This is a genomic window from Streptococcus sp. 9.1(2021) (genome assembly GCF_030466425.1).
GTDB classification, from domain to species: Bacteria; Bacillota; Bacilli; order Lactobacillales; family Streptococcaceae; genus Streptococcus; species Streptococcus wuxiensis.
On record NZ_JAGQFU010000002.1, the window covers coordinates 154624 to 180020 of the forward strand.

The window sequence follows — 25397 nt, forward strand, 5'->3', positions numbered from 1 at the left end:
TTCTCACTTTCTATAATAAGTTCTTTTGTTCAAGATTTTCTCTAGTTGAGCTTGGTTCAGGCTGACCGAATTGCTCTGCAAGACGTTGACTCCAAGTGGTAGTCGCACGAGCTCCGGCATATTCAGTCTGCACACGGTCATAGGCTTCAATAGCCTCAGTTGTTTGTTCTTGATATTCTTCCTCAAAAACAACATTCTCTAGTGGCAATCTTGGTTTTACATCATGTTTTTGGTTCGGCACACCAAGTGCAATCCCAAAAACTGGGTAGGTATAGTCAGGAAGCTTGAACAATTCTGCTAATTCAACAGATTTGTAACGCACCAAACCGATGATTACTCCACCATAGCCAAGGCTTTCTGCCGCAAGCAAGGTATTCTGTCCAGCCAAGGCTGCGTCTACAGAAGTAATGAGGAGTCCTTCCACCCCTTGAGGTTGGAAAGTATCGGTATGGAGACGAGCCCCTTTTTCTGCACGGTTTAAATCTCCTACAAAGAGGAGGAAGGCGGCAGACTGACGAATCGCTTCCTGAGGAACCAGCTCAAAAAGAGCATCTTTCTTTTCTTGACTTCTGACTAGAATCACAGAATAAGATTGGAAATTTTTCCAAGAAGAAGCCATTTGGGCAGCTGATAAAATCTCATTCAAGTCCTCTTGAGGGATCGCTTCTTCTTTAAATCTGCGAACCGAGGTATGAGATTTCATTAAGGTGATTGTTTCACTCATCGGCGATTCTCTCCTTCTAGTCGTGTTTCTTCTGCTAAATAACGGATACGCTCCATAACGCGTCTAGCTTCCCATGTTTCATCGTTTCCGTTCTTGCCTTTAGCAAAATGTTTTTCCAAATCTTCAAAATTGAAATTTGAGGTAAAGAAGGTTGGCAAATCTTCCTGCATACGATATTGGAGAATGACTTGCAAGACTTCATCACGCACCCAAGGCGTTGATTGCTCTGCACCAATATCATCCAAAATCAAGACTTCAGCTTGCTTGATTTCATCCACCAAATTCTTAACATTCCCATCACCGATAGCATTTTTGACATCAATGACAAAGCTAGGATAGTGAAGAAGAGTTGATGAAACCCCACGTTTTTCTGACAAATCATGGGCTAGGGCAGCCACCATAAAGCTCTTTCCAACTCCAAAGTCTCCATAGAGATAGAGACCTTTACGGACTTCTGGATATTGCTCAACAAAGGTAAAGAGCTTTTCAAAAACTGGCAAACGTCCCAAATCATCCAAATCAACTTGAGCCAAACTAGCTTTTTTAAGACTGGCTGGAAGATTAATCAGTTTGAGACGGTTCTTGATAGCTGCTTCTTTCTCAGCCGCAATCAGTTCCGGAGTTTCCTCATAGGATACATCTGCGTAACCATGATTCATAACTAGAATTGGCTTATAGCCACGCGCGATATAGTCGGTATCTCCACGAAGGAACTTATCTCGCTCGGTGATGTATTGGTTAAACTTAGAGATACTACGATTCAATTCCTCTTGACTGAGAGATTCCTTCTGGATAAAAGCCGCAACATCCGGATCTTTTACAATCTGCTGGACCAGGTCCTGGTATTGAAAACGGCTGGGATGATCTTTAAGCACATCTCCTACACTTTCCATCTAGTCTCCTCCTTTTCCTAATCGGTCTAACATTTCTTTTTTCTTACGTTCTAACTCCAAGCGAGTTTCTTTGCTGGTTTCATTTTTATATTCTGGATTACTCCATTTTGGGACATTGCTTTTGGCTTGGCTTGGCTTCGCTGATTTTTGTTCTTGCCCCTTTTGATTCTTCTCTCTGATTCGAAGCACAGCTTCTTCAGCAGAACGAATCTTGTTATAAGAGTAATCATTAGCCACTTTCATGGCATATTTTTCATTGAGATTGGCCGAATCAACCTTATTGAAGGTCAAGAGTATAACGACATTGATGACTTCATCAAGCAGTCCCAAATCCGCCATCTGTTTTAGCAAATCGCGTTCGGCTTGGATAATTCCAGCATTTCGGGTTTGTTTGATACCCGCTAAAAATTGCAGGGCCGTTTTACTTTTAGCTTCTCGGATAATGGTCGCTTCTTGGGGACTAAAGTCCGATGCAACAGACTCTTGTGCTAATTTTTCACGCATACGCTTGACAGAAATAACTTGTGAAACTGCTGTCACCTTAGCCAATTGATAGGTTTCAAACCAGGTCCATTTTTTCTCATCAGCAATTTTAAATAACTCTAAAACATCTGACTGTTCATCTTGGAAACGGAGATTATCTCTCGCCATGAGCTGACGAAAATGCTCCAAATCAAAATCATTTTTAAAATCAGCTTTTACTGACATCTCGTCATGACTAGCCAATTCTTCTATCTCTGGAAAGGCTTGACTCAAAGAAACAGTCAAAGGCTCTCCGCCTGCCTGCTCTTGGCGTAAATCAGAAACTGCTGGCTCACCGATTTTTTTCTCCAATAAGGTACGATAAACCGTATGACGCAAGAAATCTGAGCTAGAAAGCGTTGGATGAATAGCAAGTTCATAGCAGTCACCCTTTTGATAGAGGGTAACCAAATTGAAGGCTGATAAGATTTTAAAAGCCTTTAACAGCCTGTCCATTCCAAAATTGAGATGATTGAGGATAGCTGCAAACAGGTGTTCTTTTTGTCCACCATCCCAAAAAGCTAAGGTATAAAGGTAAAGACTCAGCGCATCCTGACCGATAATCGGGAGGTAGCACTGCACCAAAGTTGTGGGATCTTGCGACACCCGATTATTCTTTAGAAAAGAAAAACGATCATTAGGCTTCATTTATTTTTCCTTTTTCTTCTTTGAAGATTGCGTAATTTGTTTGAGAAGATTTTCGAGCTCGCTCACATCTTTAAAGCTACGATAAACACTAGCAAAACGAACGTAGGTGATTTCGTCTAGTTCAGCCAACTCTTCCATAACAAGAGAACCAATATCTTCACTTTGAATTTCATTATCATTGCGACTGAGGAGTTTTTGCTCGATACGATTGACCACCATACCAATCTCATCACTAGACACCGGACGTTTTTGAGCTGAACGAATAATTCCATTAAAGATTTTATCTCTTGAGAATTGTTCTCGAGTTCCATCTTTTTTGACAACTACCAGTGTTCTCTCTTCAACTCGTTCATAGGTTGTGAAACGATGTTGACACTCTTCGCACTCACGTCTTCTTCTAATCGTATTTCCTTCTTCAGCCTGACGGCTATCGATAACACTTGATTTTGTAGCGCCACATTTTGGACAACGCATGCCTTCCCCTCCTTGTCGTTTTCTTTTCATTATACCATTTTTTAAGCAATTCCCAAAATAATTCTCCTTTTAGCTTGACAAGTTTTTTGTTTAGTTGTATTATTTAAGTGACACAAAAGGAAATTGTTGAAAGGAGACCGTGATGTCCTGGACATTTGATAACAACAAACCCATTTATTTGCAGATAATGGATAAGATTAAACTGCAAATCGTTTCTCATAAACTAGAACCCAACCAACAACTGCCAACTGTCAGAGAACTGGCTAGTGTGGCTGGCGTCAATCCAAATACCATCCAACGTGCCCTATCAGACCTAGAAAGAGAAGGCTTCGTATACACCAAGAGGACTGCAGGACGTTTTGTCACCGAGGATTTGGACCTAATCCTCCAATCCCGGAAGCAACTATCTGAAGAACAACTGCAGCAGTTTGTAACAGGTATGGTAGAATTTGGCTATGAAAAAGAAGAACTACCAACTGTTTTGAGAGATTATATTGAAGGAGTTTAGACTATGACCTTGTTAACGTTTGAAAATGTTTCAAAATTCTATGGAGCAAGCCCTGCTCTTCAAAATGTTTCCCTTGAAATCCCGGCAGGAAAGATTGTGGGTCTCCTTGGCCCAAACGGTTCCGGAAAAACAACCCTGATTAAACTAATCAACGGTTTACTCCAACCAGAGCAAGGACGTATCCTCATCAATGGCATGGAACCAAGCCCAGCAACTAAGGCTATCGTTTCTTATCTACCTGATACGACCTATCTCAACGAACAGATGAAGGTCAAAGAAGCTCTTACCTTTTTCAAGACCTTCTATAAAGATTTTAATCTGGAACGTGCTCAAGGTCTTCTTCGTGACCTTGGTATCGACGAGAATAGCCGTTTCAAGAAACTCTCAAAAGGGAACAAAGAAAAAGTTCAGTTGATCCTGGTCATGAGTCGTGACGCTCGTCTATACGTCCTTGACGAACCAATCGGTGGTGTCGATCCCGCAGCTCGTGACTACATCTTGAACACCATCATCAACAACTACTCTCCAACTTCGACTGTCTTGATTTCAACTCACTTGATTTCGGATATCGAGCCTATCTTGGATGAGATTATTTTCCTCAAGGACGGAAAAGTCGTCCGTCAAGGGAATGTGGATGATATTCGTTACGAGTCGGGTGAATCAATTGACCAGCTCTTCCGTCACGAATTCAAAGCCTAGTTAAAGGAGATTATTATGTTTTGGAATTTAGTTCGTTATGAATTTAAAAATGTCAACAAATGGTTTTTAGCCCTCTATGCAGCTGTACTATCCTTATCTGTCATCATCGGTATTCAGGGCAGTAGCCTCTCAAGCACCTATTATCAAGATAAGGGCGTTGTCATGTTAGTGTTTCTATCTCTGGTTTTTGGGGGTCTGGTTATTACTTTGAGTATCTCAACCTTGATTTTGATTATTCAACGATTTAAGGGAAGTGTTTATGATCGTCGTGGCTATCTAACACTCACCCTGCCAGTATCTGAACACCAGATCCTCTCCGCTAAACTTCTTGGTGCCTTTGTTTGGTCTTTGGCAAGTACAGTGGTCTTCCTTTTTAGCCTTTATATTATCATTTCCATGATTCAACCAGACGCCTTCCTATCTAGTTTTGCCGAGTATATGCTAAAAAATTATACAGATAATTTCTGGTTAGCCTTGATTTCCTATATTTTTAACACTCTTGCAGGTATTCTTTGTATCTACTTGTCTATCTCTATCGGCCAACTCTTTAATGAATACCGTACAGCTCTTGCGGTTGTCGCCTACATCGCTATCCAAATAGTCCTTGGTTTTATCACCCTAAATCTTCGCATCGATTTCGACTACAATTGGGTATTATCCTTTGAAATTTTCAAGGACTTAATCCTTAGCGTCGGCTTCTATCTCGGAACCTACTATATTTTAAAGAACAAAGTAAACTTACAATAATGAATGAAGCCCCTAGCAAATAAAGCTAGGGGCTTCTTTTTACACAAAGAAATATAACATTCTTATTTTTTAACTCAATATCAAACCTGCTACGATGGGACTGACAAATACGTAGAGAATACCGGTGACACCGATAGCCAGGCCACCCATAGCCCCCGCAACAGCTCCATAGCGAAAAGCTGTCCCAGTCCCAACTGCGTGACCAGTTCCTCCAAGAGCAAGACCAACAGCTACTGGGTCGTCTATTTTTAGCCATTTCAACAGTGTTGGTCCTATAACGCTGGTCAAAATGCCAGTTGCTACCACAACTACCAAGGTGATCGTCGCTATCCCTTGTAGCTTATCCGTAATTCCAACTGCCATGGCCGTCGTTACAGACTTTGGGAAAAGCGAAATCGCCAAGAAAAAATCCATGCCGAAAAATTTTGCAACTAAAGCTGTAAAAACTGTATTTACAACAACAGCAAGGAAACTACTGAGTAGAATACTTCTAACATGGTGTTTCATGAGGTGAAAACTCTTATAAAGAGGAATTCCTAGAGCCACTGTTGAGGGAACGATCAAGTTATTGAGGTAGACCCCACCTTGATAATAGGCATCATAAGAAATACCAGTCAGTTTTAGAAAAACAATGATAAATAAAGTTGCTAGCAGCAAGGGAGTGGTCAGAGGATGAGGATACCGCCTAAAGATAATCATGCCTCCAAGATAAGCCAAAATGGACAAGGCTATCCCAAAAAGTGGATTGGATACAAATTCGCTCATTTGGCACCTCTTTCTTCGTAATCACCTTCATAACGCTTTTTGATAAACTGAACTACAAGCGCAATCAAGATAATATTGATAACTGCTGCAAAAAAGACAATTAAAACAATAGGCAATAAATAGGGGGCAATCACATCAAATTTCTCCATAATTCCAACTGCAGGAGGTAGAAAGAGGATAGTCATATTCGCTAGGAGAAAATTCCCAACCATGTTGACATGCCGGATACGTAACCACTTGAATTGCAAGGCTAGAAAAAGAATAATCAGGCCGATGATACTTCCCGGTATGGGCAAATGAAAAAAACTGGAGATTCCTTCACCGATTAGAGAAATCACAAAGAGAATCATTAACTGAACATATAACTTCATCGTATACTCCAAAAATAGATTTTCTGCATACCAGTTTACTCTTTTTTCTGAAAATTTCAAGGAAATACACAAGAAACACACTTCTTGCTATCGAATCGAAAAAGTTGTATACTAATTGCGTGCGCAAGCATCTTAGATGTACAATTCTATTTATAACTACCATATAAGAAAGGAGGTTGTCATGACTTACTTAGAAAAATGGTTTGACTTCAACCGCCAACAAGTAGAGCTGGAAGCTATTTTAGAGCAAACAATCGCTGAGCAGAGCCAACAGAGTCTGACTCTCAAGGAATTCTATCTCTTGCACTTTTTAAATCAGGCTCAAGAAAAATCTTTGAGACAGATTGACCTACCGGACAAACTTCATCTGAGTCCAAGCGCTGTTTCTCGAATGGTAGCACGACTAGAAGCTAAAAACTGTGGTTTGCTTAGTCGGAGATGTTGCGAACAAGACAAGCGAGCTAGTTTTATCTGCCTGACTGACGAGGGACAAACAACCCTAGCTTACCTGCAAAAAGCCGTCGAAGAAAGACTGGAAACTAGTCTTGATTTCATTTCTTAATCAGATTTTCAAAAAAAGTTGCGTGCGCAATCAATTTTCTTGACATTCCTTTTTCTGAGGAGTAAAATGAAAACATAATTTAGCAAAGGAGAATCCTATGATTGAAATCACTTATCTAGATGCCAGCAAGCAAGAGAGAACCATGACCTTCGAGTCATACGAAGAATTTGAACGTTCTCAACATGCCTGCCTGATTGGTGTCGCAGACTACTACCCTGTCCAAAAAGTAACCTACAAGGGGCATGATTTGGACTACCATGGGACTTATGGAGATGTTTTCTTCTATCTCATGAAACAAGATTTAAGCCAATATAATTAAAAAGGAGAAATACTATGGCAAAAGCAATTACAGATGCAACATTCGAACAAGAAACTAAAGACGGATTGGTCTTGGTAGACTTCTGGGCAACTTGGTGTGGCCCATGTCGTATGCAAGGTCCAATCTTGGATAAATTGTCTGAAGAACTTTCAGAAGATGTCTTGAAGATCGTTAAAATGGACGTTGATGAAAATCCGAATACAGCTCGTTCATTCGGCATCATGTCTATCCCTACTCTTCTCTTCAAGAAAGATGGACAAGTTGTTAAACAAGTGGCAGGTGTCCACACAGCTGAACAAATCAAAGCCATCGTTGCTGAATTAAGCTAATCAAAGGAGAGACCAAGTGCATTCATTTGGTCTCTTTTTTCTTGCCCTTTGCCATTTTTCAAAAAATATGCTAGACTGTAACTAGAATATTACGATGTTTGGGACATGCCATCGCTAAAAAAAACCTCTACTTGGTATTTTTTAGCTCCCTCTGGGGAGCTTTTTGCGTGCTCTGAACATTTCCCATTTTGGAAGGAGTACTATGAAACGTCAATCAGCCTTGGTCGTCTTTAGTGGCGGTCAAGATTCAACAACCTGCCTTTTCTGGGCCAAGCAACACTATGAAAGGGTCGAAGCCGTTACCTTTGCCTACGGTCAACGCCACCATTTAGAAATTCAAGTGGCCAAAGAAATCGCTGAGGAACAAGGAATTCGTCATCATATCCTAGATATGTCTCTGCTAGGACAAATTACTGAAAATGCCTTGACTTCAGATTTAGAAATTGAGCAAAAAGAAGGAGAGGTTCCTAATACTTTCGTTGACGGTCGCAATCATCTCTTTCTGTCCTTTGCGGCAGTCCTTGCCAAGCAGCGTGGAATTACGGATATCGTGACAGGAGTGTGCGAAACAGACTTCTCAGGTTATCCTGACTGTCGGGATGTCTTTGTCAAATCACTCAATGTCACGCTCAACCTTGCTATGGATTACGACTTTGTGATCCAAACGCCTCTCATGTGGCTAGACAAGGCTGAAACTTGGGAATTAGCTGACCAACTTGGTGCCTTTGACTACGTTCGTGAGAAGACCTTGACCTGCTACAATGGGATTATCGGTACTGGTTGTGGAGATTGTCCTGCCTGCCATCTACGCCAACATGGTTTAGAGGTTTATCTCTCTCAGAAAGGAGAGGCCTGATGTTTTTTGCCCCAAAAGAAATCAAACAAGAAACTGGGGAATCTCTTGTCTACAATCCTCACAGAACCTTAGTCTCAAAAGAATTTACCTTCGATGCTGCCCACCACCTCTTTCACTATGAAGGAAAGTGCAAATCCCTACACGGTCACACCTATCATCTGCAAATCGCTGTTAGTGGATTTTTAGATGATAGAGGTATGACCTACGATTTCGGAGACATCAAAGCTATCTACAAGGACTACTTAGAGCCCCACTTGGATCATCGCTATCTCAATGAAACCCTGCCCTACATGAATACAACTGCTGAAAATATGGTTTACTGGATTTTCCAAACCATGAGCCAAGAGTTGCCAGACGAGCGCGGTCTCCGTTTGGAATATGTTCGTCTCTATGAAACTCCGACTGCCTTTGCAGAGTTTAGACGGGAGTGGTTAGATGACTAAGGAACGTGTCCTCAAACTACCAGTTCTAGAAATTTTTGGGCCTACCTTTCAAGGTGAAGGTCGTGCTATTGGCCAGAAAACCATGTTTGTCCGCACTGCTGGTTGCGACTACCACTGCGACTGGTGCGATTCCGCCTTTACTTGGGACGGTTCTGAAAAACCAACTCGTATGACAGCTGATGAAGTAATCGCTGAGTTAGACAAACTAGGAAGCTACGACTATGTCACCCTATCTGGGGGGAATCCTGCTATCCTAGCAGCCAATATGGCTCAACTTGTCACCAAGCTCAAGGAACGTGGGGTCACTCTGGCTGTTGAGACCCAGGGATCCCGCTGGCAACATTGGTTAAAAGATATCGACCAAGTCACTCTGAGTCCTAAGCCTCCTTCCTCCAAGATGGAAGTCAACTTTGAGACCTTGGACTTTATCGTTTCCCAACTAGACCCAGACAAAGTAACCTTTAAAATCCCTGTCTTTGATGATGCAGATCTAGCCTTTGCCAAAGGTATTCAAGAACGCTACCAACCAGATGTCCTCTTCTTATCGGCGGGAAATCCTGAGCCCAAGGCTAGAGGCAATATTGTCCAAGACCAACTGGACCGCCTCAAAGAACTCTGGGAACGTGTCGCTGCTGACGATAGCTGGGGCAATGTCCGCGTCCTTCCTCAACTTCATACCCTCCTCTACGACAACCAACGTGGTGTTTAAGATTAGAAAGAAAAAATCATGTCACAACAAGAAGAAATGAAAAACCTCAGCCTCCTCGGCAACAAAGAAACCAACTACATTTTCGAATATCAACCCGAAGTCCTCGAATCCTTTGACAATCGTCATGTGGAAAATGACTATTTCATCAAGTTCAACTGCCCTGAATTTACCTCACTTTGTCCCATCACTGCTCAGCCAGACTTTGCAACTATTTATATTTCCTACATTCCTGACAAGCTCTGTGTCGAGTCAAAATCCCTCAAACTCTACCTCTTTAGCTACCGAAACCATGGAGATTTTCACGAAAACTGTATCAACACTATCGGGAAAGACTTGGTCAACTTGCTAGACCCTCGCTATTTAGAAGTCTGGGGAAAATTTACACCTCGCGGTGGCATTTCAATCGACCCCTACTACAACTACGGTAGACCTGGAACCAAGTATGAAGGATTGGCAGAACAACGCCTCTTCCAACATGACCTCTATCCAGAGAAAATTGACAACCGTTAAACTCATACTCAATGAAAATCAAAGAGCATACTAGGAAGCTAGCCGCAGGTTGCTCAAAGCACTGCTTTGAGGTTGTGGATAAGACTGACGAAGTCAGCTCAAAACACTGTTTTGAGGTTGCAGATAGAGCTGACGTGGTTTGAAGAGATTTTCGAAGAGTATCATACGAAAAAGCCCTGTTCCTCAAGATGAGAAGCAAGGCTTTTTAAGTTTCAATTATTCTTCAGTTCCAAGGAAGTTTTTAGCAACAAGGGCTGCAAGAACTCCACCAACGATTGGTGCAAGGATGAAAATCCAAACTTGTTGAAGAGCTGCGCCACCTACCAATACAGCAGGAGCCAAGCTACGAGCTGGGTTTACTGAAAGTCCAGTGATGTTCAAGCCAGCTAGAATCAAAGCTGTCAATGATAAACCGATCACCAAACCAGCGATTGCGCCATTTCCTTTGCTTGCTGAAGTTACAGTCATAATCACCAAAACAAACAAGAAAGTTGCGATTGTTTCAAACAAGAAACCACCAAAGACAGTTACACCATTTGCCAAGGCATTTTCACCAAGACTTGCAGTTGACATTCCTGAATTTGCCAAGAGGAAGAACACAGATCCTGATGCAAGGAAAGCACCAACTACTTGACCAAGGATGTAGTTTACAAGTTCTGAAGATGACAAACGTTTGTTCACAAACATGGCAATAGAAACAGCTGGGTTCAAGTGAGCACCTGAAACAGTTCCGATTGAGAAAGCTGCAACTACGATTGCCAAACCAAAGGCAAGAGCAATTCCAAGGTGTCCAAGACCTTCAACACCATTTCCAAAAACAACAGCTCCTGTTCCGATGAACACAAGCATAAAAGTACCGATCAATTCAGCAACAAATTTTTTCATATTAAGTCTCCTTTTTTCAAACTATGTATTAGTCTATCAGAAGGAGGAAAGGGTTTCAAGAAATGTGCTTGGAAAATATTGTGCGCTTTTCCCCTTTACGCGATAGTTTTATTTTTCTAACTCTAAATCTCACAAAGGAAAATTTTCAATCATTTTGGTTTTGAAAAATAATCATTTTTCTAAAAAATCAGTCTTTGTTTGACACAAATTTCACAAAGTTGTATACTAAAAAGCGATAGGACTTCTTTTAGAGTCTATCACAACTCACTTATAACCCTTTGCTGTTCTTTTATGAACGTTTGAATGGTATCACGGATACCAAAGGAGGAATCATATGTCTAAAGTAGCTGTTGTTACAGGTGCAGGTCAAGGAATCGGTTTTGCAATCGCAAAACGCTTGGTCCAAGATGGTTTTAAGGTTGGAGTATTAGACTACAATGCTGAAACAGCTGAAAAAGCAGTTGCTGAGTTGTCAGCAGAGAATGCTTTAGCTGTTGTAGCAGATGTGTCTAAACAAGCAGAGGTTGCTGCAGCTTTCCAAAAAGTTGTAGACCATTTCGGAGACTTGAACGTTGTGGTAAACAACGCTGGTGTCGCTCCGACTACACCTCTGGATACAATTACAGAGGAACAATTCGCTCGCACATTTGCTATTAACGTCGGTGGTGTGATTTGGGGAGCACAAGCTGCTCAAGCTCAATTCAAAGCACTTGGTCACGGTGGTAAAATCATCAACGCTACTTCTCAAGCAGGTGTTGTCGGAAATCCAAACTTGACTGTATACGGCGGTACAAAATTCGCTGTGCGTGGCATTACTCAAACATTGGCGCGTGATTTGGCTGACTCAGGCATCACTGTTAACGCTTATGCTCCAGGTATCGTTAAAACACCAATGATGTATGATATCGCTCACGAAGTTGGAAAAAATGCAGGAAAAGACGACGAATGGGGTATGCAAACATTCGCAAAAGATATTACATTGAAACGCCTATCTGAGCCAGAAGATGTCGCTGCAGCGGTTAGCTTCCTTGCTGGACCAGATTCAAACTACATTACAGGTCAAACCATTATCGTCGATGGTGGTATGCAATTCCATTAAGATAAAAAAAAAAAGAGGTTGGAAAATAATCCAACCTCTTTTATCATCTCTATGATTCCAATTTCCAGAGTCATTTTGTGTTAGTTAAACTAATCTTTCATCAAGACTAGGAATACTCTCTGCTCTAAATAGTGTGATTTGCCCTGTTTTAATAGAACACAAGATTAGGAACAGTTTGGATATCCATTTTTTCTGCGAAATCATCAAAAAATCAAAGTTTCCATTGCCGCCAAGGATACGTTTATTGACTCTTTCACGCGCCATTTCAAGAGCATAAAAAATCACCTTTTCTAGGTGATTTTTTCATAGTCTCTTATTTTTCCAATTCAAGCAAAACACTTATGGCAGATAAGGCGTAAAGTGGCGCTGTTTCTGCTCGTAGGATGCGAGGTCCAAGTCCTGCCAAGGCTGCTCCTTTAGCTTCAAAAGACTCAATTTCTGCGGGTGAAAGACCACCTTCTGGACCAAAGATAAAGAGCAGTTTAGCTCCTTTTTCTAGTCCAGCAACTGCTTGTATAAGTGCTGCTGATTCTCCTTCTTTAGCTGACTCTTCGTAAGCTACCACGATACAATCAAACTGGTCGAACTGAGCTAAAAAGTCTGCCTTTTTTTCAAAAAGGGTAATGCTCGGTACCAAATTCCGCTTGCTTTGCTCGGCCGCTCCAAGGGCGATTTTTTCTAGTTTTTCAACCTTTTTACCCAATTTTTTGCCGTCCCATTTGGCGACTGACCAGTCCGCGGGGAAGCCCCAAATCTGACTAGCACCCAGTTCCGTCACCTTTTGAGTGATAAACTCTAGCTTATCTCCCTTGGGAAAACCAGATGCAATGGTCACTTGAACTGGTAGTTCTACATTGTCAGCTAATTCTTTAACCAACTCCAATTGACGCGCCTCTACATTTATCACGCGCGCCAAGTACTTAATACCATCATCAAAGACCAAAGTAACCTCATCATTTTCCTTCAGGCGCATGACCTGAAACATGTGCTTGCTAGTTTCCTTGTCCTCAATGGTGACAGGAGAGATTGCACTCCCCTTGACAAAATACTGTTGCATGCTAGCCTCCAATCACACCAGAAATATCCTTGGTTTTCTTGAAGACACAGGCATTCCATTCCCCTTGAATCATATGAGTTTCAAGGAAAAATCCAGCTGCTTCTGCTGACTCACGGACCATGTCCCACTTGTCCCTGATAATGCCACTCATGATCAGGTAACCTTCATCCTTGACCAAGCGATAAGCATCGTCTGTCAGATGAATGAGGATATCCGCCAAAATATTGGCCACGATGACGTCTGCCTCAATCTCCACACCCTTAAGCAAATCACCTGGAGCTACATGGATGTTTTCCATACCCGGGTTGAGCTCAATATTTTCCTGAGCGACGCGAACCGCAACATCATCTAGGTCATAGGCAAAGATTTCCTTGGCACCTAGAAGCGAGCTGGCAATAGAAAGGACACCTGAGCCTGTCCCCACATCTAGCACTGTCTCACCACCACGAAGAACCTGCTCCAAGGCAAAAAGACTCATCTTGGTCGTAGGGTGGGTTCCAGTTCCAAAGGCCATACCAGGATCTAGCTTGATAATCTTCTCGCCAGCAGTTGCCTCATAGTCTGTCCATGATGGCACGATGGTCAAGTCATGAGTGATACGAGCTGGTTCATAGTATTTCTTCCAGTTGTCGGCCCAGTCTTCCTCAGCCAAGGCAGTCGTGCCCATCTTGACCTCTCCTAGATCCATAAAATCCGTCAATTCTGCTAAGCGAGCCTGCAAGTCCGCTTCAACCTCTGCTACATCAAGCGTATCCGGATAGTAGGCTGTCACCACGATTTCTTCTTGTTGCTCGACATCAGGAAAAATCTCACCAAAGCGGTCCACATTCCCCACATAGTCCATGCTATCTTCAATTGCTACCCCTTGGGCACCTAACTCAATCAAGAGATTGGAAACTAACTCCTCGCCTTCACGCTTCACTGTAACTTTTAACTCTTGCCATGTTTCCATCTGGTTCTCCTTAACAATCCATTGTTTCTTCTAATTCTTTTAAAGTCTTGCCGTCCTTATTTTTCCAATCCGTTCGTCCATTCGTATTCATTCCTAGCACAAAAGCAGCTGCATAAGATGGACTGGAGAACAGTTGTTTTTCTTGTAAAACACCATCTTTAATCACATTTGATTTGATTAATTCCTTACGCAATTCTTTTAGACTTGCAGGTATTGCGGGTGAATCGACCACATCCACTTGACTACCTTCTAAAACAACAAAACCTTCCGAAGTCTGTTCACAGATGGCTTCAATCATTCGATTTGATTTCTTGGTTTTTCGCTTCAAATGGAGATGAGTTAAGTTTTCATCAGAAACATTCTGATCCGTTTTCTTGGTCATAGGAACAAACACTCGGTACCCTAAGGTTCCTACAATCATCAAAGTATTTTCTACAACCTCATCCAACTCAGATTGCTTTTCTTCTGTTACATTCCCAGAATTGGGCTCATTCCCATTTTTTACAATGAAGCGCCCCGCGTCCTTTGCTAGTTGTGTAAATTTATTTTCCAAGTAACTAATTTCTGTAGGACCAAAGGAATTATTTTGCGTCGTCAAAATGATCACATCATTAAAATAATCTGCATGGTTGTCACGAGTATGTTCCTGAACACGTAAAAGGACACCTTCACCATTTTTGCGATTCGTCGCCTGCCCGATGTAGGTAACATCCTTTTGCTTATCCTCATTACGACCAAATAGGAAATAAATGCCGCTTTGCTTCATTTCATCACGTGATTTTAAATCTGCCAATTGAATTCGAGGAATTTTATAAATCACCCCTGTCCAATTCGACAAGGTACATTTAATTATCCCAGTAACTTCTCCATCCATGAGAAACATATTGATATTCTTACTACGATTTGGCATCTACCTTACTTCCTCCAAATAATCCCTCAATCTACCCTGCAACTGCGGAACTACTTGACTGGATGTCAAAAATTCCTCAATGTTCATCAATTTATAGCCCTGCCCTTCATCTCCAAAGGTGATACTGTCAAACTGTTCTTGACTTAGTTGCCCGACCATAAATACTGACTGTCTGCCTTCATAGAGCATGCTGGGATAGACCTTACTCCAGAGCAGGCAATCTTCGGTCAAGTGAATGCCTAGTTCCTCATAAACTTCACGCGCCGCGCATTCAAATGGGCTTTCGTCCCCTTCACGACCACCACCCGGCAACTCCCACATATTGGGCCAAGGGATATTTTCCTTGTCATCACGCAAGATGGTCAGTAGCTTATCTCCGCAAAATAGAGCAATCTTGCAACCTTGGAAATCAGTAAGTTCTATTTCCATGCTAGACTCCTAATATCTCGGATAAGGATAAAATTCTCCCTCTTCCAAGCCTGCTTTCCCTTCTTCAAAGACTTCTTGGTTCCATTCCATGACGAATTCTTCTGCTTCTGGGTCTTCCAAAAAGTCCATGAGGGCATCTAGTCCAACCTCTGCAGTATCTTTGAGGAATAGTGCAAAATAAGCTAAAAATTCACGAGAAAAACCTTTCTTCGGCAGATAAGGGATGACTGTGAGATAGTCTTCTGCATTAACTGTTGACTTGGCAGGGTTATAAAAAAGCATCGCTTCTTCAAAAAGGATATCATCTGACGAAACCTCTCCGTCTTCATCTAGCATCTCCACTCCTGCAGGATTTTGCGCCTCTAGCAGAAAACTCACTTCAACTGCATGATTGCGTTTGTCCCAGCTAATCTCATAGTCAAAAGGAAAGTTCTTGTCCAACTCTTCTTGTAAAACATCTAAAAATCCGTATGTTGCCATGTTGTCCTCTTTCTATACGACTCTTCAATCGCCCCGAATACTCGGAAATATGCTAAAATAGATACTACCATCTTACCACATTCGTATCAGAAAATCCATGTTAGAAAGGACTGCTATGCCAGACAATCTCGCGCTTCGCATGCGCCCCAAAACCATCGACCAGGTCATCGGTCAGGAGCATCTGGTTGGACCAGGCAAGATTATCCGCCGTATGGTGGAAGCCAATCGCCTATCCTCTATGATACTCTACGGACCTCCAGGCATCGGAAAAACCAGTATCGCTTCAGCCATCGCTGGAACGACCAAGTATGCTTTTCGGACCTTCAATGCAACTGTTGATAGTAAAAAACGCCTCCAAGAAATCGCTGAGGAAGCTAAATTCTCAGGTGGCCTTGTACTGCTACTAGACGAGATTCATCGTCTTGACAAGACGAAACAAGACTTCCTCTTGCCTCTCTTGGAAAGTGGACTGGTCATTATGATTGGAGCGACGACTGAAAATCCTTTCTTTTCTGTCACGCCTGCCATTCGCAGTAGGGTGCAGATCTTTGAGCTGGAACCCTTGACCAATGAACAGGTCAAAGAGGCGATCCAGTTGGCACTGAGCGACCCTGAGCGGGGCTTTGACTTCCCTGTTACCCTCGATGAGGAAGCCTTGGATTTCATCGCCACTTCGACCAATGGAGACCTGCGTTCTGCCTATAATTCTCTCGATTTGGCTGTTCTCTCTACCAAGGAAGGGGAGGATGGCGTTCGCCACATCAGTCTCGACATCATGGAAAACAGCCTCCAGCGCAGCTATATCACCATGGACAAGGATGGAGACGGCCACTACGATGTCCTCTCTGCTCTGCAAAAGTCCATCCGCGGATCCGATGTCGATGCTAGTCTCCACTACGCCGCACGCTTGATTGAAGCGGGCGATCTCCCTAGCTTAGCCCGTCGCTTGACGGTCATTGCCTACGAAGATATCGGCCTGGCCAATCCAGATGCACAGATCCATACGGTGACAGCCCTTCAGGCAGCGGAGCGCATCGGCTTTCCCGAAGCCCGCATCCTCATCGCCAACATCGTCATTGACCTGGCACTTTCGCCTAAGTCCAACTCGGCCTACGTCGCCATGGATAAGGCCTTGTCTGATCTCCGGAAATCGGGCAATCTTCCTATCCCTCGCCACCTCCGCGATGGTCATTATGCTGGAAGCAAGGAACTGGGAAATGCCCAAGACTACAAGTACCCTCACAATTATCCTGGCAATTGGGTCCAACAGGACTACCTACCAGACAAGCTTAAGGGGGTCTCTTATTTCACTCCCAATGAAAATGGCAAATACGAGCGAGCCCTAGGGGCGACAAAAGAGAAGATTGATCAACTCAAGAAAAGGTGATATCGGTTCCAAAAAATTGAGATTTTCCCTTGAAATTTTTTTGAAATATGGTATCATATACATATAGAAACGCTGTGGTGTACGACTTCACACTTAAGTGTTGACCGACTATTTTTTGTATTATTAGGGAAACAAAGGACTTCTAACAGCATGCAGGCCGTATCACGCGGAAGCAGCTTCAGTTAGAGCAAGTTGCCCACCTGCTTAATTGCGCGGGTTCAATACAAACCGTGAAGTTTCGGCACCAATACAGCTTTTTTTTGCCTCCTTAGCTCAGTTGGTAGAGCAGTAGACTCTTAATCTATGGGTCGCAGGTTCGAGCCCTGCAGGGGGCATCTAAATCAACAGGAAAAAGCCTTGATTTATAAGGCTTTTTTGCTTGTCTATAACTGATTTGCCCCATCATTTGCCCCACATTTTTTTATGAGCAATCTTTCCAGACATCTCTGATTACGAAAAACAAAAAAGCTATCCTACCTTTGCAAATTTGGATAAGATAGCAGAATATTTTAATGCAACTCCAACCCAACTATTTGGAACTAGTAAAGAGATTGAGTTAGAAAAGAGTGTTCTTGAATCTAATGAATACTCTGATAAAGTAAGTGAGATTTTAAAAGCTGTCAAATACATCGAAGATTTTCTAGAAACTGATGGACAGTACTTAGAGGATTTACTTTACTTAACAAGAGGCAACCAACTATACACAGAAGATGGAGATGAGTTGTATATTGATCCAACTTCTCAGAAAAGAACACTTCATAACCAATATGAACCTGGTTTTATTGAAGCAAGGGATAAATCTCCACTAGAACTCTTAATTGAAAATAAGGAATTGTTTGATAAATAGAAAAAGCGAGGATAACCTCGCTTCAAATTGAAGTTAAAATCTTTAGAAGACACTTTTATAAGGACTTTGTCTTCAATCTGTGAAAAGGAGTGAAAACTCCTTTTCTTTTTGTAAGTCAGACTGAAACTTCCAAATTGTTTATTTATTTTATTGACATTTTCTATAAAAATAAGTATAATAGTTTTATTAGAAAACTATACTATATAGGGGGTATTGAAATGAAATTTTCTAATCGTTTACTGCTATTCCTTGCAGGAGTTGTTTTTGTCCTTTTAGGACTTTTCCTATTTACAAACCCAGTAGCTAATCTTGTTGCTTACAGCTGGTGGATTTCATTTGGTTTACTGGTTTCTTCTATAGCAGCTATTTTAGGCTATTTCTCTGCACCAAAAGAGCTTCGCTCACCTGTTTATCTTTTCCAAGGATTTGTTAGTCTTCTCTTAGCTCTTTACCTCGTTGCTTATGGCTTTGTGACCCTGCCGGTCGTCATTCCGACCATTGTAGGAATTTGGTTAATTGTAGAAGCCATTATTGCTTTCTTTAAAGGCAATCGTCTAAGATTGACTTTCCCTATTATTGGTAGCAATATCACGTGGGTAGCCTTGCTTGAATTTTTACTAGGTCTAGTGATTCTGTTCAATCCAGTGGCTACAGGTGTCTTTGTCGTTTATGTCATTGCCTTTTCAGTTTTAGTTACTGGCTTCACCTACATTATTGAGGCCTTTCGTAAATAGTCTAGTTGCTATTTCTATCGCATTCAAAAAAGCTGGGAAATCATATTCTCAGCTTTTTTGTCTCTTTAATTATCACTTTTTCGCATTCCATTCTGCGTAGAAATTTGTTTTTCCATTTTATTCTCCAATTTGATCTCGCACTGACATTTATTTATAACAAAACTATATATCTAGAATAGCATAATCATTAGGTATTATAGGTTTTCAAACAAAATACGAGTCATTCGTTTTTGCCCCGCTTTTGCCCCATTTTTAAATCCTGACATTGAAAATACCTAAAAGTATTTCCCTAAAATCAGCTATATTTCAACATTTTTGTTTATTTTCAATATGAAAAGTTCTTACAAATCCATGTAGGGGGTATCTAAATCAACAGGAAAAAGCCTTGATTTATAAGGCTTTTTTGCTTGTCATTTTGTTTTTTGTACCAAATTTTGTACCAAATAATTTATATTCACCAAATTAGAGAGTCTCATCCAAAGACTCGTTATTTATCTCACACTCGTTTTCGTCGAAAAAACCACCGCAAGGGTGGTTCTTTTTTATCAATCGTCAAATACTCCGCCTGTGAGTTGGTACATGAGATAAATGTGTTCCAGGACTTTTACTTTATCCATGTGATCCACATCTTTAAAGCCTCCTAATGCCAAGAGCGGGACAAAACCGAAACATTGGTTATAAGACAGAGCACCATGTTTTGATACAGCTTGTCTATATAAATCAAGTTCAAAGTTATCAGTCACATATGAGTTATCTAAATACTGAAGGAAATATTTCAAGCTCTTTATAATAATGTCGCAGTCTTGAAGGTTATATTTTACAATACCAACAAATTCATTCTCTTCCCAAGTAATAATATCTCCAAATGCTGTTACGAACATCGGAAAAAGAAGTAAGGAACTATTCATAATAATAGCCGTAGCAAATCTTTGCATTTTTGCCTTATCTTATTTAAGATAGTACTATTAAAAAAAGAAAAGGTGAAAATCATGGAAACATATACACTTGCAAATGGGGTTGCTATTCCTAAAATTGGTTTTGGAACTTGGCAAATTGCTGAAGGCGAAGAAGCCTATAACAGCGTTAGCTTCGCACTTAAGGCGGGTTACACACATATTGATACCGCACAAATTTACGGTAACGAGGTTTCTGTAGGTAAGGCGATTGCTGATAGTGATTTGGCACGTGAGGATATTTTCCTAACTACCAAACTTTGGAATGATAAGCACGATTACGAGTTGGCTAAGACTTCTATCGATGAGTCTCTCGAAAGACTTGGTGTGGATTATTTGGATCTTTTGCTTATCCATTGGCCTAATCCAAAGGCGCTTCGTGAGAATGATGCTTGGAAGGCTGGCAATGCGGGTGCATGGAAGGCTATGGAAGAAGCTTACAAAGAAGGTAAGGTGCGCGCTATCGGTGTGTCTAACTTTATGCAACATCACCTAGAAGCTCTTATTGAAACAGCTGAAATTGTTCCACATGTCAATCAAATCCTCTTGGCTCCAGGTTGTGACCAAGAAGACTTAGTTGCCTATTGCCAAGAGCGCGATATCCTTATTGAAGCCTATAGTCCACTAGGTACAGGTGGTATTTTTGGAAATGAAGATGTTGAAGCAGTGGCTGAACGTAACGGTAAATCTGTGGCACAAGTTGCTCTGCGTTGGAGCCTTCAAAAAGGTTTCTTGCCACTACCTAAGTCTGTGACACCTAAAAATATAAAAGCTAACTTGGATATCTTCGGCTTCGACTTATCAGAGGAAGATATGGCGGTCTTGGATAAGATTCAAGGCATCAAAACTCAGGATGATCCTGACAAAGTTAATTTTTAATAGGATTTTAATCAACTCGTCAGGGTTGCTTTTTCAAGTAAATGACAAAAGAAGTCAAGGTTTTTACAATTCGCGCCACATGAAATTATTTAAGCATATCCTTTTTCTCTCATTACCATTTTCTGTTATAATGAATTGTATTTCTAAAGTAGAAAGGTATTAATATGACAACTCTTATTAAGCATAAACGTGTAGAATTTTCAGAACTATTTTATGACCTAGTGTTTGTTTTTGCAATTTCAAAAGCAACTGCTTTAATTCACCCTCTTCATAGCGGTGTTGTGGCTTGGGATTCTTTACTTGATTTCTTCATCTCTGTCATGGTTATCATCAATTCCTGGATGATTCAAACCATTTATACCAATCGCTATGGAACAAACTCGTTATTTAACATGGTAATCATGTTTATCAACATGGGACTTATGCTCTTTATGTCCAATATGATTGGATACAATTGGCAACAATGGTTCTATTATACCTGTTGGGCTGTTGGTACATTGACCCTTACCTTATTTTTTCAATATTTGGTTGAATTTTTTAGAAAATCAACCGATAATACTGATCGGGAAAGTATCAAAGGTTTTCTATGGTTAACAGGTCTAGGAAGTTTAGGAGTCTATCTGGCAGCTCTTTTTCCTATTTACGTTGGAGTCTATATCTTTATTGCTAGTATTCTGCTAACATTTATTGTGCCAATTTTCTTGATTACTAAAGATGAGCATTTCCAGGTAAATCTTCCCCATTTAATCGAGCGCGTCTCCCTTCTTGTGATTATTACGTTTGGAGAGATGGTTGTTGGGCTAGCTAGCTTCTTTACAGTCGAGAATTTCTCGATTTATTCGGTTCTCAATTTCGTTATCATGCTTTCCCTGTTCTTGTTTTATTTTGGCGAATTTGACCATGCTATTGATGAAGGATCTAGTCAAAAGGGATTATTTGTAATTTATAGTCACTATCCTATTTTCATCGGGCTTATGTTGATGACAGTTTCGATGGGTTATCTCCTGAATCCCGAGGCTAATCTTCTCGTTGCAATCAGCTTCTTTTATATCGGAATTGGCCTCTTCCAAGCTGCTGTCCTAGCAAATGGGCCCTATAACAAAAACTATCTTCGCTATCCGAGAAGTTACTACTGTGCTCAAGCGACACTCTATCTGGCTGCCTTGATTCTCTCTTTGCTTTTCGCTTCTAATCCTATAACAGTGTTGAGTATTGCAACCATTTTTACTCTAGCTATAGCCATTCATTTTATTTATTTTTATGTGACACAGAATAAAAAATATTCCAAATCTAACTGGGGGTTCTTTTAATGAGTTTATAGCATTAAAAAAGCCTTGGTTTTCCAAGGCTTTTTTTTCATTAATTTGTTTTTCCATTTTATCCTCCGATTTGAACTCGCACTGACATTTATTTATAACAACACTATATATCTAGTATGGCATAATCATTAGGTATTATAGATTTTCAAACCAAATGTGAGTCATTCGTTTTTGCCCCACTTTTGCCACGTTTTTAAAGCCTGACAGTGAAAACACCTAAAAGTATTTCCCTAAAATCAGCTATATTTCAACATTTTTGTTTATTTTCAATATGAAAAGTTCTTACAAATCCATGTAGGGGGCATCTAAATCAACAGGAAAAAGCCTTGATTTCAAGGCTTTTTTGATGTCAAATAACTTTTTGTAGCAAATCATTATAAAGGTTTTCCAACCTTATCAAACTTATCATTTATTCTCAATCAATTGCTAGCAATATTTGATAAGACCAACTGTTTTTTACAGTACAGAGCTAGTCTATAATTAACTAAACTATACTAATTTGTGCCCATATTACATGGCCAATCCGCATAGAGATTAAAATGGGCTATTATGAATTCATAAATTTTCGCAACAGAACAAGAGCAAGTCATTTAGAAATAAAAGAGAAGAGAATCTTTCACTCTCTTCTTAGTATATCTTATTAAATTCAGTCTTTCTCAATCTACCTGATTTTCCTTTGCAACGACAAATTCTTTAACCAATCGATAGATAACAGCAGATATCGGTGTAAAGAATATCATCCCAAGTAAGCCAAAGAGATTGCCTCCAATACTAGCAGCCGCAAGCGTGAAAATAGCTGGCAAACCAATAGACTGACCTACAACTCTAGGATAAATAAGGTTTCCTTCAATCAGCTGTATAACTTGATATAGAAGAAGAGAAAGTAAGGCTTGAGTAGGACTCACTGTGAAGATAAAAATCGCTCCCACAACACAAGCAATCATAGGCCCTACATAAGGAATGAACGATAGCACTCCTGCAAAGATACCTGTCATTACTCCATAGGGTATCCCAAACACGCTGTAACCAACCGCTATCATAACTCCTATGATAACTGCTTCAATCAGCTGACTCATCAAAAATTGGTCATAAGTCTCTAGTGCTACTTGTCCAATGTAAGTCAACTTTATCACTACCTTCTCTGAAAGTAAGACTTTCAGAAGTCGGCTCGTCATCGCTGCCAAATGTTCCTTACTGGATAAAAATAAAAAGGTGAAGACTATAATCAAAAAGGCATTCATCAAACTTGAAAAAATATTGCCGATATTACTAGTCAGACCTGATAAAAAACCTATCAAAGCTTGGCTAATAGAACTAGATTGTCCCTGTATGCCTGATACGATAGTTGACAACATGTCTTTGGTTACAAATTCCGAGCTGCCTAGCAATTTCCCAAGTTGAGTAAGGACTGTTGAAAGGACTGTTCCCAGCTGACTAATAGTCTGGGCTAGGGTTGGCAGCACCAAAACCAAAAGAGCAATCACGATTAAGATAAGAGCTAGGAAAACAAGTACCATGGCAATCGGACGACGCAACTCTGCCTTTACCTTCAATTTAACTAAGTACTGTTCAATTTTTTTCATAGGAACATTAAGCACAAAAGCAATAACAGCGCCATAAATCAAGGTTGAAGTCACGTCAAAGAAAGAGATTGCTCCTGATATAAAGCTCGACGCATTCAGAATTACAAGAGCAACCAGCCCTATAAAAAGTATTAACGGGGTGTATTTTTTTACTAAGTTCATAAATTCTCCTTAATAAACATGTTTAGATACGACTATACTATTTGGTTTTTCAAACTCTCGATTAAGGTAGGCTTGGTAAGTTCCTGGAGCGATAAATCCTTTGGGTGAGAGGATATCGGTGCCAGCCTGACCGACTATGGTATCAGCCAAGAGCACACAGTTTGTAGATAAGACAAAGTAGGATTTAAACTTAGATTTGATAAATTTATAAAGTTCCCCATCCGTCTCATGTCTGATTTTATAAGCGTAGGTGTAGTCTTCCTTACCATCTTCCGTTTTAATTTTATCTGCGCTTGGCTCCCAAGGAATCGTTAGTTGTTTTAATTCAGCTAATTTTTCCTGAACCGCTTCTTCCATTTCCGGTGTCAAATCTATTCCGTAACCAAATAGCGTTTTTTGACTCTCCCGTTTACATAAGTCAATGTACTTATCACGGTCGCAAAAATATAAAACACCATCTCCAACCATACCAAATAAGGTCTCAGATGACGGATCATAGTTTCCATAAGAAATCACACGTCCTTGATAACAAAGGTCCACATGACCAATAGCTGAAAATAGAGAAGTCTCCGCTGTATGAACGAAAATTTCAAGATCTGCTGTCTTACCAAACTTCACCATTCCAAGATAGATTTCCTCTTCCTCATCAGCATTTTCCTGCATGAATTTATTGATTTTTGCTAAAGTACTTGCAGGGATGAGAGCGGCTAGGGCAATAGGTAAGCTCATTCTGACACGACGTTTGAGATGGTTTTTCCCAATTTCCTTTTCAAATAAGAAACCGTCACGGATATTGGACACACCATAAAGGCAAAAATAAGCCCCTAAAACAAAGAGTTGAAAGACAGAATTTCCCGTAGAGGACAAAAGACTAGTCCCACCAAGAAAAACTAGTACGAGACCATCTAGTAAGAAACGAAAACGAGGTCGAATTTTGTTTTTGCGGTAGAGAACATAGGTGACAAGGTTGATACTAGCATGAAAAATCTGAGAAATTCCAATCACAAGAGCCAAAATATAAATTGGCACATCAGTAGCAAGATTCGAGCCTAGCAAATATCCCATCACTAACAATTTAACCAGTGCAACTCCCAAGGTGTCCGTTGACTGACTTTTTTTGAAAATACGTAATACTAAATCTAAGACCGTTGCTATCCAAGCTAAAAACAGAACCAGTCGAATAACCGTCACTGGCAACCAAGTTCCCGTGACCATCAAGATAAGACCTAGCAGAACAAACAAGAAACCCTGAACAAGTAATTTCTTACCTGTCAGACCTAAAGAAAGAATTTTTTCCATAAAAGACCTTTCAAAAATAATAATTAAGCCCTTTGATCAAATTGACTGGTAAATAGCTGACGGCACAAACAGCCTGTGCCAGCAAGACATGGCGACTGACTGTAGCAATGTCACCATCTTGTCTTTTGCACTTCTGAAATTTGTTTTATTGATTCGAAAACAGAGCTTATAAAAACTAGCTAAACTTGAGAGATAAGTACAATTGAGACGAAAAAATGTCTAACCAATACTACTTGTAAAGGTAAGAAAATATTATTTCTATTCTATTAATGATTTATATACTATCTATTATGACACAATACTCACTATAGTTCAACTTTTTACCTATTTAAAACCATAAAGC

30 protein-coding genes, 1 tRNA gene and 1 pseudogene are annotated in these 25397 nt (G+C 40.6%); 17 read left to right on the forward strand and 15 right to left on the reverse strand.

Annotated elements, in window-relative coordinates:
• Window positions 1-10 precede the first annotated feature (10 nt).
• The 4 genes from KBU52_RS06425 to nrdR are packed head-to-tail and all read right to left on the reverse strand — an operon-like array spanning window position 11 to window position 3261.
• A complete protein-coding gene (locus KBU52_RS06425) occupies window positions 11-724 on the reverse strand; it encodes a nitroreductase family protein (protein ID WP_006153056.1) in 714 nt (237 codons plus the stop codon).
• Window positions 721-1617 carry a primosomal protein DnaI gene (gene dnaI, locus KBU52_RS06430; RefSeq protein ID WP_006153038.1) on the reverse strand — a complete coding sequence of 299 codons (897 nt, stop codon included), beginning with the start codon at window positions 1615-1617 and terminating at the stop codon, window positions 721-723. The genes KBU52_RS06425 and dnaI overlap by 4 nt, the downstream gene beginning before the upstream one ends.
• On the reverse strand, window positions 1618-2787 hold the full coding sequence (locus tag KBU52_RS06435; protein WP_254724835.1) for a DNA helicase: 1170 nt from the start codon (window positions 2785-2787) through the stop codon (window positions 1618-1620).
• Window positions 2788-3261, reverse strand: a complete 474-nt coding sequence (gene nrdR, locus KBU52_RS06440; RefSeq protein WP_004250782.1) for a transcriptional regulator NrdR — start codon at window positions 3259-3261, stop codon at window positions 2788-2790.
• Window positions 3262-3403: 142 nt separating this feature from the next.
• Here nrdR and KBU52_RS06445 point away from each other — a divergent pair, with 142 nt between their 5' ends.
• The 3 genes from KBU52_RS06445 to KBU52_RS06455 are packed head-to-tail and all read left to right on the forward strand — an operon-like array spanning window position 3404 to window position 5215.
• A complete protein-coding gene (locus KBU52_RS06445) occupies window positions 3404-3769 on the forward strand; it encodes a GntR family transcriptional regulator (RefSeq protein WP_004250781.1) in 366 nt (121 codons plus the stop codon).
• Between the two features lie 3 nt (window positions 3770-3772).
• On the forward strand, window positions 3773-4468 hold the full coding sequence (locus KBU52_RS06450; protein ID WP_004250779.1) for an ABC transporter ATP-binding protein: 696 nt from the start codon (window positions 3773-3775) through the stop codon (window positions 4466-4468).
• Window positions 4469-4483: 15 nt separating this feature from the next.
• Complete coding sequence (locus KBU52_RS06455; RefSeq protein WP_254724836.1) at window positions 4484-5215, forward strand: hypothetical protein; 732 nt, start codon at window positions 4484-4486, stop codon at window positions 5213-5215.
• Between the two features lie 69 nt (window positions 5216-5284).
• Here the strand turns inward: KBU52_RS06455 and KBU52_RS06460 are convergent, their stop codons facing one another.
• Window positions 5285-5980, reverse strand: a complete 696-nt coding sequence (locus KBU52_RS06460; protein ID WP_254724837.1) for an LrgB family protein — start codon at window positions 5978-5980, stop codon at window positions 5285-5287.
• On the reverse strand, window positions 5977-6351 hold the full coding sequence (locus tag KBU52_RS06465; RefSeq protein ID WP_000781321.1) for a CidA/LrgA family protein: 375 nt from the start codon (window positions 6349-6351) through the stop codon (window positions 5977-5979). Before KBU52_RS06465 ends, KBU52_RS06460 begins: the two co-directional genes overlap by 4 nt.
• 181 nt (window positions 6352-6532) lie before the next feature.
• On the opposite strand from KBU52_RS06465, the gene KBU52_RS06470 reads away from it, so the two are divergent.
• The 7 genes from KBU52_RS06470 (at window position 6533) to queF (ending at window position 10079) form a co-directional block, all read left to right on the forward strand.
• The gene (locus KBU52_RS06470; RefSeq protein ID WP_254724838.1) at window positions 6533-6913 is read left to right on the forward strand and encodes a MarR family winged helix-turn-helix transcriptional regulator; all 381 of its coding nucleotides are present in this window, start codon (window positions 6533-6535) and stop codon (window positions 6911-6913) included.
• 97 nt (window positions 6914-7010) lie between these two features.
• The gene (locus KBU52_RS06475) at window positions 7011-7232 is read left to right on the forward strand and encodes a DUF4649 family protein (protein WP_004250771.1); all 222 of its coding nucleotides are present in this window, start codon (window positions 7011-7013) and stop codon (window positions 7230-7232) included.
• A gap of 14 nt (window positions 7233-7246) precedes the next feature.
• Window positions 7247-7561, forward strand: a complete 315-nt coding sequence (gene trxA / locus KBU52_RS06480; RefSeq protein WP_001029584.1) for a thioredoxin — start codon at window positions 7247-7249, stop codon at window positions 7559-7561.
• 202 nt (window positions 7562-7763) lie between these two features.
• Window positions 7764-8417: a 7-cyano-7-deazaguanine synthase QueC gene (gene queC / locus KBU52_RS06485; RefSeq protein ID WP_004250769.1), complete on the forward strand. Its 654-nt coding sequence runs from the start codon at window positions 7764-7766 to the stop codon at window positions 8415-8417.
• Complete coding sequence (queD, locus tag KBU52_RS06490) at window positions 8417-8860, forward strand: 6-carboxytetrahydropterin synthase QueD (RefSeq protein WP_000464566.1); 444 nt, start codon at window positions 8417-8419, stop codon at window positions 8858-8860. Before queC ends, queD begins: the two co-directional genes overlap by 1 nt.
• Window positions 8853-9569, forward strand: coding sequence for a 7-carboxy-7-deazaguanine synthase QueE (gene queE, locus KBU52_RS06495; protein ID WP_254724839.1), 717 nt, complete (start codon window positions 8853-8855; stop codon window positions 9567-9569). Before queD ends, queE begins: the two co-directional genes overlap by 8 nt.
• Window positions 9570-9587: 18 nt before the next feature.
• Window positions 9588-10079, forward strand: coding sequence for a preQ(1) synthase (gene queF, locus KBU52_RS06500; RefSeq protein WP_000082589.1), 492 nt, complete (start codon window positions 9588-9590; stop codon window positions 10077-10079).
• Window positions 10080-10295: 216 nt separating this feature from the next.
• Here queF and KBU52_RS06505 read toward each other — a convergent pair whose 3' ends face one another.
• Window positions 10296-10964, reverse strand: a complete 669-nt coding sequence (locus tag KBU52_RS06505; RefSeq protein ID WP_004250764.1) for an MIP/aquaporin family protein — start codon at window positions 10962-10964, stop codon at window positions 10296-10298.
• Window positions 10965-11298: 334 nt separating this feature from the next.
• Here KBU52_RS06505 and KBU52_RS06510 point away from each other — a divergent pair, with 334 nt between their 5' ends.
• Complete coding sequence (locus tag KBU52_RS06510; protein ID WP_254724840.1) at window positions 11299-12063, forward strand: (S)-acetoin forming diacetyl reductase; 765 nt, start codon at window positions 11299-11301, stop codon at window positions 12061-12063.
• 313 nt (window positions 12064-12376) lie between these two features.
• On the opposite strand, the gene KBU52_RS06515 is transcribed toward KBU52_RS06510, so the two are convergent.
• The 5 genes from KBU52_RS06515 to KBU52_RS06535 are packed head-to-tail and all read right to left on the reverse strand — an operon-like array spanning window position 12377 to window position 15891.
• Complete coding sequence (locus tag KBU52_RS06515; RefSeq protein WP_254724841.1) at window positions 12377-13120, reverse strand: 16S rRNA (uracil(1498)-N(3))-methyltransferase; 744 nt, start codon at window positions 13118-13120, stop codon at window positions 12377-12379.
• 1 nt (window position 13121) lies between these two features.
• Window positions 13122-14072 carry a 50S ribosomal protein L11 methyltransferase gene (gene prmA / locus KBU52_RS06520; protein ID WP_254724842.1) on the reverse strand — a complete coding sequence of 317 codons (951 nt, stop codon included), beginning with the start codon at window positions 14070-14072 and terminating at the stop codon, window positions 13122-13124.
• 10 nt (window positions 14073-14082) lie between these two features.
• Window positions 14083-14982 (reverse strand): GIY-YIG nuclease family protein, encoded by a 900-nt coding sequence (locus tag KBU52_RS06525; RefSeq protein WP_254724843.1) that lies wholly within the window; start codon window positions 14980-14982, stop codon window positions 14083-14085.
• Complete coding sequence (locus KBU52_RS06530; RefSeq protein ID WP_254724844.1) at window positions 14983-15411, reverse strand: NUDIX hydrolase; 429 nt, start codon at window positions 15409-15411, stop codon at window positions 14983-14985.
• Window positions 15412-15420: 9 nt separating this feature from the next.
• Window positions 15421-15891 carry a DUF3013 family protein gene (locus KBU52_RS06535; RefSeq protein WP_254724845.1) on the reverse strand — a complete coding sequence of 157 codons (471 nt, stop codon included), beginning with the start codon at window positions 15889-15891 and terminating at the stop codon, window positions 15421-15423.
• A 115-nt stretch (window positions 15892-16006) separates the two neighbouring features.
• Between KBU52_RS06535 and KBU52_RS06540 the strand changes: the two genes are divergently transcribed.
• The 4 genes from KBU52_RS06540 to KBU52_RS06555 all read left to right on the forward strand — a co-directional run bounded on the left by KBU52_RS06540 (window position 16007) and on the right by KBU52_RS06555 (window position 18859).
• Window positions 16007-17278, forward strand: a complete 1272-nt coding sequence (locus tag KBU52_RS06540; protein ID WP_254724846.1) for a replication-associated recombination protein A — start codon at window positions 16007-16009, stop codon at window positions 17276-17278.
• A 262-nt stretch (window positions 17279-17540) separates the two neighbouring features.
• A tRNA-Lys gene (locus tag KBU52_RS06545) sits at window positions 17541-17613 on the forward strand.
• A gap of 95 nt (window positions 17614-17708) precedes the next feature.
• On the forward strand, window positions 17709-18125 hold the full coding sequence (locus KBU52_RS06550) for a helix-turn-helix domain-containing protein (RefSeq protein WP_225305933.1): 417 nt from the start codon (window positions 17709-17711) through the stop codon (window positions 18123-18125).
• A 218-nt stretch (window positions 18126-18343) separates the two neighbouring features.
• Window positions 18344-18859 (forward strand): HdeD family acid-resistance protein, encoded by a 516-nt coding sequence (locus KBU52_RS06555; protein ID WP_023022109.1) that lies wholly within the window; start codon window positions 18344-18346, stop codon window positions 18857-18859.
• A 545-nt stretch (window positions 18860-19404) separates the two neighbouring features.
• On the opposite strand, the pseudogene KBU52_RS06560 reads toward KBU52_RS06555, so the two are convergent.
• A pseudogene (locus KBU52_RS06560) lies at window positions 19405-19746 on the reverse strand (T6SS immunity protein Tdi1 domain-containing protein); the annotation flags it as partial.
• Window positions 19747-19848: 102 nt separating this feature from the next.
• Here KBU52_RS06560 and KBU52_RS06565 point away from each other — a divergent pair.
• Window positions 19849-20691: an aldo/keto reductase gene (locus KBU52_RS06565; RefSeq protein WP_049486464.1), complete on the forward strand. Its 843-nt coding sequence runs from the start codon at window positions 19849-19851 to the stop codon at window positions 20689-20691.
• A gap of 164 nt (window positions 20692-20855) precedes the next feature.
• A complete protein-coding gene (locus KBU52_RS06570; protein WP_000209242.1) occupies window positions 20856-22001 on the forward strand; it encodes a low temperature requirement protein A in 1146 nt (381 codons plus the stop codon).
• Between the two features lie 665 nt (window positions 22002-22666).
• On the opposite strand, the gene KBU52_RS06575 is transcribed toward KBU52_RS06570, so the two are convergent.
• Both KBU52_RS06575 and KBU52_RS06580 read right to left on the reverse strand, forming a co-directional pair.
• Window positions 22667-23755 carry an AI-2E family transporter gene (locus KBU52_RS06575; protein WP_254724848.1) on the reverse strand — a complete coding sequence of 363 codons (1089 nt, stop codon included), beginning with the start codon at window positions 23753-23755 and terminating at the stop codon, window positions 22667-22669.
• Window positions 23756-23764: 9 nt separating this feature from the next.
• The gene (locus KBU52_RS06580; protein WP_075229763.1) at window positions 23765-25054 is read right to left on the reverse strand and encodes a hypothetical protein; all 1290 of its coding nucleotides are present in this window, start codon (window positions 25052-25054) and stop codon (window positions 23765-23767) included.
• Window positions 25055-25397 lie beyond the last annotated feature (343 nt).